The 14302-nt window shown below is 70.0% G+C and carries 12 protein-coding genes; 8 read left to right on the forward strand and 4 right to left on the reverse strand.

Translation table 11 applies throughout. The features are described from left to right. Nucleotides 1-27: 27 nt before the first annotated feature. On the reverse strand, nucleotides 28-1653 hold the full coding sequence (locus tag ACFFR3_RS19205) for an FAD-dependent monooxygenase (protein ID WP_379483557.1): 1626 nt from the start codon (nucleotides 1651-1653) through the stop codon (nucleotides 28-30). A gap of 81 nt (nucleotides 1654-1734) precedes the next feature. Next, complete coding sequence (locus ACFFR3_RS19210; protein WP_345408564.1) at nucleotides 1735-2334, reverse strand: TetR/AcrR family transcriptional regulator; 600 nt, start codon at nucleotides 2332-2334, stop codon at nucleotides 1735-1737. A 104-nt stretch (nucleotides 2335-2438) separates the two neighbouring features. On the opposite strand from ACFFR3_RS19210, the gene ACFFR3_RS19215 reads away from it, so the two are divergent. From ACFFR3_RS19215 to ACFFR3_RS19225, 3 genes are all read left to right on the forward strand, one after another. Next, entirely contained in the window at nucleotides 2439-2807 is a 369-nt protein-coding gene (locus ACFFR3_RS19215) for a DoxX family protein (RefSeq protein WP_345408566.1), read from the forward strand. A 565-nt stretch (nucleotides 2808-3372) separates the two neighbouring features. Then, nucleotides 3373-3804 (forward strand): recombinase family protein, encoded by a 432-nt coding sequence (locus ACFFR3_RS19220; RefSeq protein WP_379483591.1) that lies wholly within the window; start codon nucleotides 3373-3375, stop codon nucleotides 3802-3804. A 267-nt stretch (nucleotides 3805-4071) separates the two neighbouring features. Further along, nucleotides 4072-4314, forward strand: a complete 243-nt coding sequence (locus ACFFR3_RS19225) for a DUF4158 domain-containing protein (RefSeq protein ID WP_379483592.1) — start codon at nucleotides 4072-4074, stop codon at nucleotides 4312-4314. Nucleotides 4315-4640: 326 nt separating this feature from the next. Here ACFFR3_RS19225 and ACFFR3_RS19230 read toward each other — a convergent pair whose 3' ends face one another. After that, nucleotides 4641-7328 (reverse strand): ATP-binding protein, encoded by a 2688-nt coding sequence (locus ACFFR3_RS19230; protein WP_379483558.1) that lies wholly within the window; start codon nucleotides 7326-7328, stop codon nucleotides 4641-4643. Between the two features lie 151 nt (nucleotides 7329-7479). On the opposite strand from ACFFR3_RS19230, the gene ACFFR3_RS19235 reads away from it, so the two are divergent. The 5 genes from ACFFR3_RS19235 to ACFFR3_RS19255 all read left to right on the forward strand — a co-directional run bounded on the left by ACFFR3_RS19235 (nucleotide 7480) and on the right by ACFFR3_RS19255 (nucleotide 11441). Beyond that, nucleotides 7480-8571, forward strand: a complete 1092-nt coding sequence (locus tag ACFFR3_RS19235) for an alkene reductase (RefSeq protein WP_364385379.1) — start codon at nucleotides 7480-7482, stop codon at nucleotides 8569-8571. Then, complete coding sequence (locus ACFFR3_RS19240) at nucleotides 8571-9797, forward strand: MFS transporter (protein ID WP_379483559.1); 1227 nt, start codon at nucleotides 8571-8573, stop codon at nucleotides 9795-9797. Before ACFFR3_RS19235 ends, ACFFR3_RS19240 begins: the two co-directional genes overlap by 1 nt. 97 nt (nucleotides 9798-9894) lie before the next feature. Next, entirely contained in the window at nucleotides 9895-10098 is a 204-nt protein-coding gene (locus ACFFR3_RS19245; RefSeq protein ID WP_345408574.1) for a hypothetical protein, read from the forward strand. Between the two features lie 27 nt (nucleotides 10099-10125). Then, nucleotides 10126-11031, forward strand: a complete 906-nt coding sequence (locus ACFFR3_RS19250; RefSeq protein ID WP_345408576.1) for an NAD(P)-dependent oxidoreductase — start codon at nucleotides 10126-10128, stop codon at nucleotides 11029-11031. An 8-nt stretch (nucleotides 11032-11039) separates the two neighbouring features. Next, nucleotides 11040-11441 carry a hypothetical protein gene (locus ACFFR3_RS19255; RefSeq protein WP_364385370.1) on the forward strand — a complete coding sequence of 134 codons (402 nt, stop codon included), beginning with the start codon at nucleotides 11040-11042 and terminating at the stop codon, nucleotides 11439-11441. 355 nt (nucleotides 11442-11796) lie between these two features. Here the strand turns inward: ACFFR3_RS19255 and ACFFR3_RS19260 are convergent, their stop codons facing one another. Continuing rightward, nucleotides 11797-14301 (reverse strand): S8 family serine peptidase, encoded by a 2505-nt coding sequence (locus ACFFR3_RS19260; RefSeq protein ID WP_379483560.1) that lies wholly within the window; start codon nucleotides 14299-14301, stop codon nucleotides 11797-11799. Nucleotide 14302 lies beyond the last annotated feature (1 nt).

Consider the following 14302-nt stretch of genomic DNA (forward strand, 5'->3'; position numbering starts at 1 on the left):
TCCAGCTCCTCTTCTTCACATGCGGTGTTACGGGCGGACTCCCAGGGCACGGAAGTAGTCGCTCACGGGTGCGAAGTCGACGCTGTCGCCGCGGTACCCGACGTACTTGTCCGGGCGGATCAGGTACAGGCTGGGGCGGCGCACGCCGTAGCGGTTGTGCGCCTCGCTGCGCAGGTCCGCGAAGACTCCGTCCAGAGGGTCGTGCGGCAGGTGGCCGCGGGTGATGACATGGACCTCGCCGTGCCCGGCAATCGCCTCGCGTGCGGAGGACTGCCAGGCGGCCAGGGTGGCGGAGTCCGTCGTGTCCGCCGCGAACAGGACGAGGTGGTGGCCCGGCGTCCGGAGGAGGTGACGGAGCGCCACCGGCCCCTCACGGTTCTCGACGTAGACGTCCCGAACCAGCTCGCCGGCTTCCGGCCCGGTACAGGCGACGTCACTCCACGCCCTGGCCTGTGACTCGTGCCAGCGTTCAAAGACGAGGTCACTGTCGCGGTAGTGGACGAGGTGCTCGCCAAAGGCGTTCGACAGCCGCTGCTGCACGGGATTGAGCCGGCCGAACAGGCGCAGCGCGTGCCGCCTGGCCCTGCGGGCGACCAGGGTGGTGCCGGTGGCGACCTTCGTGGTGGTCGAGGTCGCGTCGACCACGGCCTTGACCACGGGCCAGCGTTCGGCCTCGTAGCTGTCCAGGAGGGACTCCTCGGCGCGACCAGTGACGACGAGCGCGAGTTTCCAGCCCAGGTTGTAGGCGTCCTGCATGCCCGTGTTCATGCCCTGACCGCCCACCGGGCTGTGGCTGTGCGCGGCGTCGCCAGCCAGGAGGACCCGACCCTGGCGAAGCCGGTCGGCCAGGCTCTCGCGGGCCACGAACGACGAACTCCACTGCAGATCGCGTACGCCAGAGTCCAAAGGCGTGCGTTCGGCGACGTAAGCGGCGAAGTCGTCCAGCCCTGGGCTCTGCGGCGGTCGATCGTCCGGCGTGCTGGCCAGGATGCGCCAGTAGCCCCCGATCATGGGGAAGACGGCCACCAGGCCAGAGGTGTCGAAGTAGACATGGAAGCGGTCCCGCGTGAGCGGCCAGTCCACCGCGACGTCGCCCAGGATGAACCCCCGCTTCAGGTCGGCTCTCTCCCGGGTGATGCCCGCCGTCTCACGCACGGCGCTGTGGGCACCGTCGGCGCCGATCAGCCACCCGGTTTCGCACCGCTCGCCGGGGCCGTCCCCATGCCTGAGTTCCACGCTGACGCCGTGCTCGCCAGCCTGCTGGCCAACCAGGCGGGTGTCCCATTCGATGACGACTCCGAGCTCCTCGGCGCGCTCGCGCAACAGCGCGACCGTCTGCCACTGCGGGATGCACAGGTCCAGCGGGAACGGGGAATCCACGGCCGTCACGTCCATCTCGGCCAAGGTCATCGTGCCCTGGTAGAAGTTCAGCGTATGCAGCGGGACGCCTCGTTCGATGGCGGCTTGGGCCAGCCCCAGATCGTCCAGCATCTCCAGCGATCTGGCCACGATCGACACCGCCCGACTCTCCCGGTGGTCTGCGCGCCCGGCGTCGATGATCCGTGGGATCACGCCCCGCCGTGCCAAGTCGATGGCCAGCACCAGGCCGGTCGGCCCCGCACCAACGATGAGAACGTCCGCTTCCACAGTCACAATCACACTCCCTAGAACGAATGACCGTTCTTTTAGAAGAGCACAACCCGACCTCTACGGTCAAGAACGAATGTTCATTCGCTATCGTGTGACTTGCGTGGGTGTCGCCATCAGGGCGCGCATGCCGTTCCTGAAGGCCACGGAATCCGCGTGGCCATACACCGCCCGCTGCACCAGGAAGCCGTCGACCAGGGCCATCAGGACATCGGCCACATGCTCAGCCGGGACATCGGCGGTCAGCAGTCCGCGCTGCTGATGCCGCGCGACGAGGCCGCCGACTACGCCACGGGCCTCCGTCATGACCTCCTTCAGTTTTGCGCTCAGTGACGGCGACCGCAGCGCCTCGGACCAGACCTGCACCAGCAACTGGGCCGATTCCTGCGACCCCGACAGCGGAGGGCGCTCTACCCCCAGCACGAGATCGACGATGTTGTCCAGATCCGGCGGCGCGGTGGCGTCGTCCACGTCGAACGCCGATGCCACCTCGGCGAGAGCTTCAGCGGCAGTCGCCGCGATGATGTCGTCTTTGCTCTTGAAGTAGCGGTAGACGGCCCCGGCTGACAACTCGGCCTCGGTCAGCACGTCCTGCATGGACGTGGCGTGGAAGCCGTTGCGGAGGAAACAGCGCCGGGCGGCGTCCAGGATCTGACGGCGGCGGGCTTCGAGGTGCTCCTTGGGCATGCGTGGCATGAGACCACAACGTAGAACGAACATTCGCCCTTGACAACTTCGCTTTCCACACCATAGAGAATGAATGTTCATTTTCTTGAGGAAGGGCTTGTCTCATGTTGCTAGCCGCCAACATCCTGAGCGCTCTGGTCGCTCTCGTCTTCCTGCTCGCCGGCGCCCAGAAGGTCCTGCTACGGGATCCCGTGACGGCCAACCTGCTCAGGCTCGGCGTCGGCTCGACGATGACCCGATCGATCGGCACCCTGGAGATCGCCGGCGCACTCGGGCTCGCAGTTGGCCTCTGGTTCAAGCCGCTCGCCGTCGCGGCCGCGGCCGGTCTGACACTGCTACTGATCGGCGCAGTGGGATTCCACCTCCGCGCCCGCGACTTCACGCACCGGCGTCACCGCTCCCACGCCGTGGCGCCCGTGGTGCTGGCCGTGATCACCGGAACGACCACGGCCTTGTTGCTCGCGACTTCCTGAGCGAAGAGCGCGGTGACAGCACCGCTTCATCGCTTGGCGTCGCATGGAACTACCCGCCGCCGACCCCGCCCCGGCCGCCCGCCGCCTGCAGGGACACTCACTGGAGCTGCTGGACTGAACGCACAGTTCCGCCCAGAGCACCTCGGGGTGGCGGCTGGAGCCATTCGAGCCAGCCAAGGCGAAGGCGCTGGGCGGGGCCAGGCGGTGAAGCCGGGGCAAGCAGAGCAAGCCCGGGGCCTGCTTGGCAGCGTTTTCCCATGATCAAAGGAGATTCCCCGGCGTTCATCTAACGACCGTCTGATGAACACCGGCCGGAGCACGTCCGGACGAGCCCCCGCGCCTCGTCGAAGCGTTCATCTTGCCGTTCATTTTCCAGTAGCGTTCAGCTACCTGACATAACGCGTTTGATGAACGGAGGGCGCTCCTCGATGGCGCTCATCGGCCTGGTCCGGGTCAGCACCGACAAGCAGAACATCCAACGGCAGCACGACGCCCTCGACCCCTCTGCTGGAAGGTTTTCGAGGAGAAGAGCAGCGGCAAGCTCGTCACCGACGACCGGCCCGCGCTGCTGAACGCGCTGGCCTACATCCGCGACGGCGACCTGCTCACCGTCCAGGAGGTCGACCGCCTCGGCCGCAACCTCCTGGAAGGACTGATCGTCCTCAACGACCTGTTCCAGCGCGGCGTCGGCGTCAAGGTCCTGGAGGGCATCGCGGCCGGCGAGCACACCGAACGCTCCCTCATCCTCGACCTCGCGCTTGCCCTGGCCGAAGACCGCCGCCGTGACATCACCCGCAAGACCAAGAACGGCCTCGAAGCCGCCCGCAAACGCGGCCGCGTCGGCGGTCGCCGACCCGTGGTCGACGACGACAAGCGTGCCGCCATCCTCGCCCGCCGCGAACGCGGCGAATCCATCCGCACCATCGCCACCGGCGTCGAGGTCTCCATCGGCGTCGTCCACAAGACCCTCACCGACGCCAAGGCCAAGGACACGTAAGCCACGGGGATTGAGCAGCATGCGAACGAAAAGTCTCGTTTAGCCGCACGCAGAGGCCCGCTTGGCGTTGATGGCTGTTCCGATGCGGTTGACCTGCGGAATCGTGCTGCTCAGAGGGTCGTCGAAGCCGTTTCCCCGTAACAGTTCGATCTTGAGCCTGGCCCGCACTGATGGATGAGTCCTACTTTCGGGGCCCATGCTAGTTGAGTAAGCGATGACGAGGCGGCCGCCTACGGCCGCTACGCAGGGGCACCGACGCGGGCCGAGCTGGAGAAGATGTTCTTCCTCGACGACGCGGACCGGAAGCTGATCGGGCGCCGCCGTGGCGATCAGCACCGGCTCGGGTTCGCCCTGCAGTTGACCACGGCCCGGTTCGTGGGCCGGTTCCTGTGGGCGGCCAGCGCGGCCGCGACCTCGGTCTTGGTGGGGTGGCCGTCTTCGCGGTACTCCCAGTCGATCTCCCAGGTGTCGCCGGCGTTCCACCAGTGCGGCCACACCTCGACCGAGTAGTCGGCGCTGAGCTGGGCGCAGAAGGCGCGCACGGCCTGGGCCCGGCTGATCGGCAGGCGGGTGTGCTCGCGCAGCGGGCTGGTCTCGCCGGGCTTGACGGCGCGGACGGCTTCCCAGTCCACGCCCTCGATGAGCAGCATGTCCTCGATGTCACCGACGGCGTATAACGGCAGCTACCGCCTCCACCTGCCCACCCGAGGTCACACGGCGACCACCGCCAGTACGGCTACAAGAGAACGACGGGTCGTGGAGCAGACCTTCACCCAGCTGCACGCCTTCCGCCGCCTGCGCATCCGCGAGCGCGGCTGCGCGAATGTCGGCGTGGTTCAGGTGAGGTCGAGGTGGGCCAGCTCCCGGCGTGACCGGATGCCGAGCTTGCGGTAGGCCCGGTAAAGGTGGTGCTCGATCGTGCGCGGGCTGAGGAACAGGTGTGCAGCGATCTCCCTGCTGGTGCTCCCGTCCCTGGCCAGACGCACTACCTGGAGTTCCTGGGGCGTGAGCCGGTCCAGCGGGTCGGCGGCCGTCGGCTGGGCTGCCGGCACGGACTCTCCTGTCGCCTTCAGCTCCGCCTCCGCCCGCGCCCGCCACGGCGCGGCCCGCAACCGCTCGAAGGTCTGCAGCGCCGCCCGCAGCGGGGTGCGGGCGTCGGTGCGACGTCGGGCCCGGCGCAGCCACTCCCCGTACACCAGCTCGGTGCGCGCCTGTTCGAAAGGCCGGTTCGTGCGCCGGTGCGCGGCCAGGGCGCGCAGATAGTCGTCCTCGTCGTCACTCAGCAGCGCGTGGCAGCGGGCGCTGACCGCCTCGGCCCATGGCTGGTTCCCGGCGCGTGCCCAGGCTTCCAGGCGGCGCAGGGGCTCCTGGGCCCGTTCGGGCCGGCCCAGCCGCACGGCCGCCTCGACCTGCTCGGCTCCGGCTGTGACCAGCGTCGTCAGGTGGCGCAGCGGTCCTCGAGCCGCGGCCTCGAGCCGCTCCAGCACCCGGTCGTAGCGTCCGTACCCCAGGTCGAGCAGGCAGAGTGCGGTGAGGCCTGTCATGCCTCCGGCGTCCGGCTGGTCGCCGGCGAGCCGGACGCAGCGTTGCTCGTCTCCTTCGATCGCCGCCACTCTGGCCAGCACCGAGTGCAGCCGCGGCACACGCTGGTGCATCCCGGTGTGGCGCGCCAGCTCGACGGCCTCCGCGATGCACGCCTCGGCGTCACGGTGCCTGCCGGCCTGCACGTGCACTCCGGTCAGATCCTGAAGCACCTGCGGCAGCGCCCCCACCAGGCTCTGCCGGCGCAACCGCGCCACCTCGGCGCCGGCCAGGGCGGCGGCCGCGTCGTCGTCGGCCATGACCATCGCGCAGAAGGCGGCCCACCGGATGGTGGCGCCCTCCAGCAGGCTGCCCGGCGCCTGGCCGGTGACGTCGGGCAAAGGGTCCGCGACGAACTGTGCCAGCAGCGGCAGGCCGCGCGCGTAGTCGTCGTCGACCAGGTGCGCCAGTCCCTGGATCATCGGGTCCTGTGCGCCCATGACGGTCAGCCGTGCGGCCGCGCCCCGGATCACCTCCGCCTCGCCGCAGATCCAGGCGTACCCAGCCGCCGTGCGCAGCATGGGCACGGCGCGCACCGGGTCGGCAGGGGGGCACCCTTCCAACAGGAGCCGGGCGGCCGACCGGCCCTTTCCCCGCTCGAACTCCACCGCCGCTCGTACCTCGGTCAGCGTGACGAGGGACGTGGGATCGTCCAGCAAGTCCTCGGCCTGGCCGACGAGGGTGGCGGCGTGGTCGGCGTGGCCGGACGACAGCGCCAGCGCCGCCGCCTGGCCCAGCCGGGCGGCCCGGTCGCGCGGGCGCGGGGTGTAGGTCGCGGCCTGTTCCCACAGCCCGGCGGCGGCGGCGAAGGCGGCCCGGCCGTGAGCCCGTTCGCCGGCGCGCGTCAAGGCCACCGCCAGGTCCTCGTCGGGTGACGTCGTCGCCGCGGCCCGATGCCGGAGCCTGCAGTCGTCGTCGGTGGCCGTGTCCGCCAGTGCCCGGTGCACGGCGATCCGCCGCGCCAGCGGTGCGGCCTGGTAGGCGGCGGTGCGGACCAGGGGATGGCGGAAGGCGATGGCAGCGGCACTCACCTCGACCAGTCCGGCCTTCTCGGCCTCCTCCAGGTCCTCCGGCCCGACTCCGAGCGTGTCCGCGGCGCTCAGCAGCATCGGCAGGTCACCACGGCCCTCGGCGGCGATCATCAGCATCATGAGACGGGTCTTGTCGGGCAGTAGCGCGATGCGTGAGCGGAAGGACGCGAGCACCCGGTCGGCGATCGGGATCGGGCCGGCCGCCGCGTGGTAGCGCCTGCGTTCGGAGGAGAACTCGATCAGCGCCAGCGGGTTCCCCTCGGACTCGGCGATCACCTGTTCCCGGGCCGCGGGGGTCAGGCCCCGGTGGGCCAGCACCCGTTCGGCGTCCTCCTGCGACAGCCTCGACGGGCGGATCTCGGGCAGACCGGCGGCGGCGAACCCCTCCTCCCGCGCGGCGAACAGCAGCGCCACCTTCTCCTCCGTCAGACGGCGGGCGGCGAACAGCAGTGCTTCGGCGGTGGCGGGGTCGAGCCAGTGCGCGTCGTCGACCAGGCAGAGCAGCGGCCCGTCGTCGGCCAGCTGGGCCAGCAGGGTCATCACGGCCAGCCCGGACAGGAACCTGTCCCGCGCGCCAGAGCCGCCCAAGCCGCCCAAGCCGTCCGAGCCGCCCGAGCCGAGCACCGCCCGCAAGGCGGCCGCCTGTGCCGGGGGCAGGGCATCGAGGTGTTCCTGGACCGGCCAGAGCAGTTGGACGAGCCCGGCGAAGGCGAGATCCGCCTCCGCCTCGATGCCGGTGACCCGCAGGACGCGCACTCCGATGCCGGTGCAGTACTCAGCGGCCCAGTCGAGCAACGCCGATTTGCCGATGCCGGGCTCGCCGCGCAGGACGAGGCCGCCGCTGCGGCCGGTACGTGCGGCGTTCACGAGGTCCTCGATCGCGGCCTGCTCGCCCGCCCTGCCGTACAGCAACCGACCAAGCCTTTCGTGCGGGATACGTAGGGCCGTGCCTACCGGGATACGTACGCGATCCCAGTAGTCCGGTACCGAAACCTTACCGATTCGGCCGGTAAAGGCCCGTTCATACCCTCGTAGCAACGAAGACGATCTCGTGACGAGGAGGATGATCGTGAACGAGCTTTTCACGCCCGTGACCATCGGTGAGCTGGATCTTTCCAACCGCCTGGTCATGGCGCCCATGACGCGGAACAGGGCACGGGGCGGGCTCGTCGGTGAACTGACCGCCGAGTACTACGCCCAGCGCGCCGCCGCCGGCCTGATCATCACCGAGGGCACCCAGCCCTGCGTGATCGGCCAGGGCTACATCGACACCCCCGGACTGCACACGCCGGAGCAGGTGACGGCCTGGCGGCTGGTCACGGACGCGGTGCACCGGCGAGGCGGCCGTATCGCGGTCCAGATCATGCACTCCGGGCGGATCGGCCATCCCTGCCTGTACCCCGGAGGCGAGCTTCCCCTCGCTCCGTCGGCGATCTGCTCCGGAGAGCGGCTCTACACCCCCGAAGGGCTGCTGGATCATCCGACGCCCCGGGAGATGACGCTGGCCGACATCGACCAGGCCATTGAGGATTTCGCCACCGCGGCCCGGCTGGCGATGGAGGCCGGCTTCGACGCGGTCGAACTGCACGGCGCCAGCGGCTACCTGATCCACCAGTTCCTGTCGGACAACACCAACCGGCGCACCGACGCCTACGGCGGTTCGGTGGCAGGACGGCTCAGGTTCGCCGTGGAGGTCGTGCAGGCCGTCACCGACGTGATCGGGCCTGGCCGCACCGGCATCCGGATCTCTCCCGGCATCTCCTACAACGGCATGAAGGAGGGCGACACGGAGATCCTCTACACGGAGCTGGCCCGCGCGCTGGCACCGTACGACCTGGCGTACGTGCACGTCTCGGAGAACGACACCCGCGACGTGACCGAGCTCATCCGCGCCGAGTGGGAGGGCCCGCTCGTCCTCAACCCGCACCCGTGGAGCGGCGAGAAGCCGGCGAACCCCGAGGACGGGATCGAGGCGCTGCGCTCCGGCCTGGCCGACGCGATCGCCTTCGGCCGGCTGTGGCTGGCCAACCCCGACCTGCCCGCCAGGATCGCGGCGGGCGGGCCGTACACCGAAGCCGACCCCAGCACCTTCTACGGCGGCGACCACCGCGGCTACACCGACTACCCGGTGCTGTCCGCGAGCGGGGAGGACTGATGAGCAGCTCAACCCCCGCCTCCTTCACCCACGGCGGAGCGCCCGATCAGCTCGCAGCTCCGGGCCGCGGGGTTCCGGCGGCCTGGCTGGCGCTGCTGGCGGGACCGCTCTCCTTCGGGATCGCCGGGCCCAGCCTCATCCTGCCGGACGCCGCCCGCGACCTCGGACTGGACCTGGGCGCCGTGACCTGGATCGTCACCGCCTTCGGCTGGGCCATCGCGATCGGCACCCCCTTGATGGCGGGCTTGCAGAGCCACCAGGGCGTACGCCGGGCGCTGCTCACCTGCGCCGCGCTGGTCGCCCTCGGCGCGGTGCTCGTGGTGAGCCTGCCCTCACTGCCGTCGCTCGTGCTCGGCAGCGCGGCTCAAGGGCTCGGCACTGCCGGGTTCACCACGATCGCCATGAGCCTCACCCGCTCGGCACGCTCCATGGGGCTCGTCACGGCCGCGCTGGCGACGGTCGGTGCCACCGCGCCGCTGATCGCCGACCTGGTCGGGGGGCTGCTGTCCTGGCAGGCGGGCCTGGCCCTGCCCGTGCTGAGCCTGCTCGCCGTTCCCTGCGTGCTGCGTCACCGACCCGCCGGGCCGGCGCCGGACGCGCCCTTCGACCCGGTGGGTGCGGTGCTGCTGACGGCGTTGGTCACCGCGCTGGTGTTCGTGCCTCACTCATGGACGGTCGCGGGGACGGCCGCCGTGGCCGCCGGTGGGCTGCTGGCGCTGCACCTACGGTCCAGGCGCGATGGATTCCTGCCTGCCTCGATCGTCCGCGCTCCGGTGTTCCTCCTGGTGTCCGGCCTGGCGTTCCTGCTGGCCGCGACCAACTTCGGCATGATCTATCTGCTGCCCGCCCTGCTCGCCGGACAGGCGGACTGGACCAGCGGCCAGGTGGGAGCCGCCATCCTGGGGCCGCTGATGTTCGGCGGGCTGGCCTCCTACGGGACGATCGCCGCCACCGCGAAAGCGCCGGTGAAGGCCGTTGCCTGGCTCTTCCCCGGGCTGGCGGCGGCAGGCGTGGGGCTGGCGTGCCTCAGCGTCTCGCCGGCCGCCCTCCTCATCGCCCAGGCGCTTACCTCCCTCGCCGCCGCCTCCGGGCAAGGGGCGTTCGCGGCACGCGCCGCCGCCGCGGTGCCCGACGGCGCCAGATCGACGGCGATGGGCCAGTTCAACCTCTGCTACCTGCTCGGCGCCGCATTCGGCCCCGCCATCGCCGCCGCGCTCGCCGGCTGACCTCGACGATCCGGCTCTCGGAGTGTGGAGGAACGAAAACTCACGCCAAGCCTGTTCGCCCAGCTCGCCGGTCCGCCGGCAATGGCACCACCGGGCAGTGGGACGCCTGACCGAAGGCCGCGACCGGATCAACCCGGCCGCCGGCGACCACACTGAGCTCCTCAAGCATTTCCTGGACGCCTCGCGGAACGGCGATCGGCATCGTCAATCCCGACAAGCTGTCGAGCATCGACCCGGCGAGCGCAACATGACCGCGCTGTTGGGCGGTCTTCCCGAGTCGAGCCGGCGGCCATTCCTTTGACCCGAATCCAACACGAAAGAGAGCACCATGACGACGACACCAGCGACGACCGACAACCCCACCACCGCGGCGAGCCAGGTCACCGTGCTCGGTTTAGGTTCCATGGGATCGGCGATCGCCAGAACGTTCGTCGAACGCGGATATCGCACAACAGTCTGGAACCGGACGGCGAGCAAGTGCGCGCCGCTGGTCGACGTCGGCGCCACGGCGTCCGCCACGGCCACGGAGGCGGTGGCGGCCAGCCCGCTCGTCGTGGTCTGCCTCCTCGACAGTGCAGCGGTCGACGAAGTGCTGGCCTCGGTCGATGACGTGGTCGAGGGCAAGGTGCTGGTGAACCTCACCAGCGGCTCACCCGCCCAGGCGCGCACCAACGAGCGCTGGGCGAGTGAGCACGGCGCCGAGTACATCGACGGCAAGCTCATGGGAGACCCACCGTATGTCGGCACATCGAACTTCACCGTCCTGCTCAGCGGTTCCCGCAGCGCCTTCGACGCCCACGAGTCGGCCCTGCGGGTGTTGGGCGGCGTCGGCTACCACGGCGAGGACGCCGGCTTGGCCGCCGTGGAGTTCATGGCCCAGGTCGCCATGGGTTACGAGATGCTCATCGGCTTTCTGCACGTGCTCAAGCTGGTTCGGGCGGAAGGGGGCGATGTGACGGAGTTCGCTGAGCGCTTCGTCGGCTCGCTGGCCGCCTATGCGCCGTTGCTGACCGGGATCGCCAAGGCGGTCGCGAGCGGGGAATACCCGCCGGACCTCGGTCCGCTCCGCGTCCAGGCCGCGCTGATGAACGACATGATCGATCACCGGGAGTCCGTTGGCGTGGAAGCCATGCGGATGCGCCAGGTCAAAGAACTGATGGATCGCCGGATCGCCGGCGGTAACGGCGAACAGGGATTCTCGAGCCTGTTCGAGCTGCTGGAAAGGGAAGGCTGAACCGCGTCATGAGCCACCAGGACGAAACAATCCTCCTCTTCCGCAACACCATGCGCATCACCGACGGCCACCTGGAGGATTTCCGCGCTGCCATCGCCCGAGCCGTGGAGTTCGTCCAGCAGCATGGCCCGCAGCTGATGGTGCAGACCTTCGTGGACGAGACGCGGATGCTCGCGCACAGCTTCCAGATGTATCGGGACTCCGACGCGGTCCGCGTGCACTGGAAACTCGCGGACCCGTTCATCCAGGACGTGATGAAGCACTGCCGGGTGGAGCACTTCGAGGTGTTCGGTGAGCCGGACGCCGACGTGGCGGCGGGCCTGCGCTCGTCGCTCGGCGAGCAGACCCCGCTCACGTTCTCCCCCCGCATCGCCGGCTTCCTACGCTTCGGCGTGGCACCTCAGGCGTAGCGGACGCGCCCGCACCCCGCCCCGGACACGAAGCGAAGCTCCCCGTCGGCATCACCATCGCCAGCAACTTCGCCAATGGCCGATGGACCGTCCAGAGTGACGACGGCACCCACTCGCATCGTGAATGGCCCTGACCTCCAAGAGATGGGACTGTAAAACTGGCCTCGGGCTTTCACGGGAAATTTGAGCCGGGCTGATCGTTTACATGAGAAAAGTGCCTATGAGCTGGGAGGATAAGGCTTGCCAAAGGCCCTGTCCGCACCAGAGCAAGAGGCACTTTTCACGTGCGGACTATCGCGTCCAACCGCTACGCTGCCCCCGGACCTCGGGGGCAGCGGCGACCCACGTGGCAGGGTCAGGTTGTCGCGGGGCGGCAGGTGCGGTCGCCGACGAACACGTCGTCGACGGCCCACCAGCCGGACAGCTGGCCCCGGTAGTGGAGGCGGAGCCGTACGTCGGCCTGGCCGGCCGCGTCCGGCAGCGGGATGACGTGGACGGCGGGTCCAGGAGCGCCGGGGAAGCCCTTGGCCGACCACACGGTCTTCCAGGTACGGCCCCCGTCCACGCTGAGGTCGACGCCGGTCGTGGAGTTGACCGCCGGCTTCAGGTCGTGGGCGAACTCCAGGGTCGCCGAGGTCCGGCCGGTCAGGTCGTAGGAGGGGCTGGTCAGGTAGGTGTCCTGGAGGTGGCCCTTGCCGGAGTGCAGGGAGTCGACGATGGCGAAGCCGCCCGCGCCGCCGGTGTGGTTGCCCCGTCCGCCGGCGTCGGTGAAGACCCAGCCGGGCTGGTGGGCGTAGTTGGGGATGCGGGGGTCGACGTTGGTGACCGTCCAGCCCTTGGGCGCCGTGGTGCCGTCGAACGGCTCGGTGCTGCCGTCGCGGATCACCTCGTAGCCGCGGGCGACGCAGGACAGGGAGACGGTCAGGCCGAGGTCGAGCCGCCGGCCCGTCTCACCCATGGTGATCTGCTGGACGGACGGGTCGTAGCCGGGCTCGGTGGAGCGGGTGGTGAGGGTGTAGGTCATCGAGGGGAGCAGGGACAGGGTGTAGGCGCCGGTGTCGGGGTCGGATTCGGCGTTCCATGTGTGGCCCTTGCCGTCGTCGGCGGTGATCTGCGCGGCGAGCCCGCGGCCGAGGCCGGAGGCGTCGGCGACGGTGCCGGTCAGGTCGATCCGCGCGGTCTGCGGCAGGGCGACGTCCAGGGTGAGGGCGCCGTCCTTGGTCAGGGTGGCCGTTTTGGTGGTGGTCTGGTAGCCGAACGCCTCGGCCTTGAGCTGGTACTCCCCCGCGACGAGGGTGTAGCGGTAGGCGCCGTCGGCGCCGAGGGTGGAGGTGCGGGTGAGCGGGCCGGTGAGGGTGACGGTGGCGCCCTCGACCGGCCGGCCGGTGGTGGCGTCCGTGACGGTGCCGGCCAGCGTGGCGGTGCCGCGCGTGCCGGCCTCGACCAGGGCCAGGGCGTCGAGGCGGCCTTCGCCGTAGACGGCGTTGTCGGCCGCGGTGCCGCCGCAGCTGGTGTCGTCGGTGTCGATGGCCGACAGGTCGAGCAGCAGGCGGGTGGCCGCGGTGTCGCGTACGTACTCGGGGCGGGCCGACCACAGCAGCGCGACCGCTCCCGCGACGTGCGGCGCCGCCATCGAGGTGCCGTTGTAGAAGGCGTAGGAGCCGCCGGGCACCGAGGAGCGGACGTTCACGCCCGGTGCGGAGATGTTCGGCTTGACTTCGCCGTCCTGGCCGGGACCGCGGCTGGAGAAGCCCGCGATCTTGTTGTCGACGTCGTACGCGCCGACCGAGTAGTTGATGATGCGCCCGCCGGGCGATCCTGAGGTCTGGCAGCCGGGGCCGTCGTTGCCGTTGGACCAGATGCCCATGATGCCGGAGGCCGCCCAGGCGAGCTGGATGTCCTCCATGAACGGCTGGGTGGTCAGGCTCGCGCCCCACGAGTTGTTGACGATGTGCGGGCGCTTGGAGGCGTCGGGGTCGGCGCCGGTGGAGTCGGTGGGCGCGAGCATCCACTGCGAGGAGGCGACGAGGGCCTCCTCCGAGCATTGGCTGGTGGTGCAGCCCTTGGCGGCGATCCAGCGCACGCCGGGGGCGACGCCGATCTGGTTGCCCTGGCCGTCGTCGCCGGCCATGGTGCCCATGGTGTGGGTGCCGTGGGAGTTGTTGTCGCACGGCGCGTCGCTCGGGCACTCGCGCAGCGGGTCGTACCAGTTGTAGTCGTGGGTGAAGGTGCCGTCGGCGTTGCTGCCCCGGTAGCTCTTGACCAGGGCGGGGTGGTCGTACTGGACGCCGGAGTCGATGTTGGCGATGACGATGTCCTCGCCGCGGCGGCCGGTCCGCGCCCACACGTCGTCGGCGTTGATGTTGGTCACACCCCAGGCGAGGCTCGTCGCCGCGGCCGCCCCGGTGGGCGTGCTGCGGGTCGGCTCGGGGATGGTGTACGTGACGGGCGCGCGGATCTCCTCGACCCCGGGTAACTTCGCGATCTTCTTGGCCAGCGCCTTGGAGGCGTTCTTGACGTAGACGGCGTTGGTGACCCAGTACGCCGTGGACTTCACTCCTTCCGCCTTGAGCAGTTTGCGCAGCGGCTCCTGGTCGCGGTCGGCTCTGGCGTGCAGCCGTTCGACCACGTCCCGGCCGCGGGCGGTGCGGCCGGCGATCTTCTTGGCGGGGGCGAGGTCGGCCTTGCCCGACATGCGCACCCAGAAGTCCGTGGTGGGGCGCGCGTCGAATCTGGCCAGCACCTCCGGCGCGATCACCGGGTCGTCGGCGGCGGCATGTGCGGGGACGGCGCCCGACAGGGCGGTGGCCAGCAGGGTCAGGGCGCACGCCAGGGCGGGTGACTTTCGGGGAACTCTCATG

The organism is Nonomuraea salmonea, from assembly GCF_042428605.1.
In the GTDB taxonomy this organism is placed as follows: domain Bacteria; phylum Actinomycetota; class Actinomycetes; order Streptosporangiales; family Streptosporangiaceae; genus Nonomuraea; species Nonomuraea salmonea.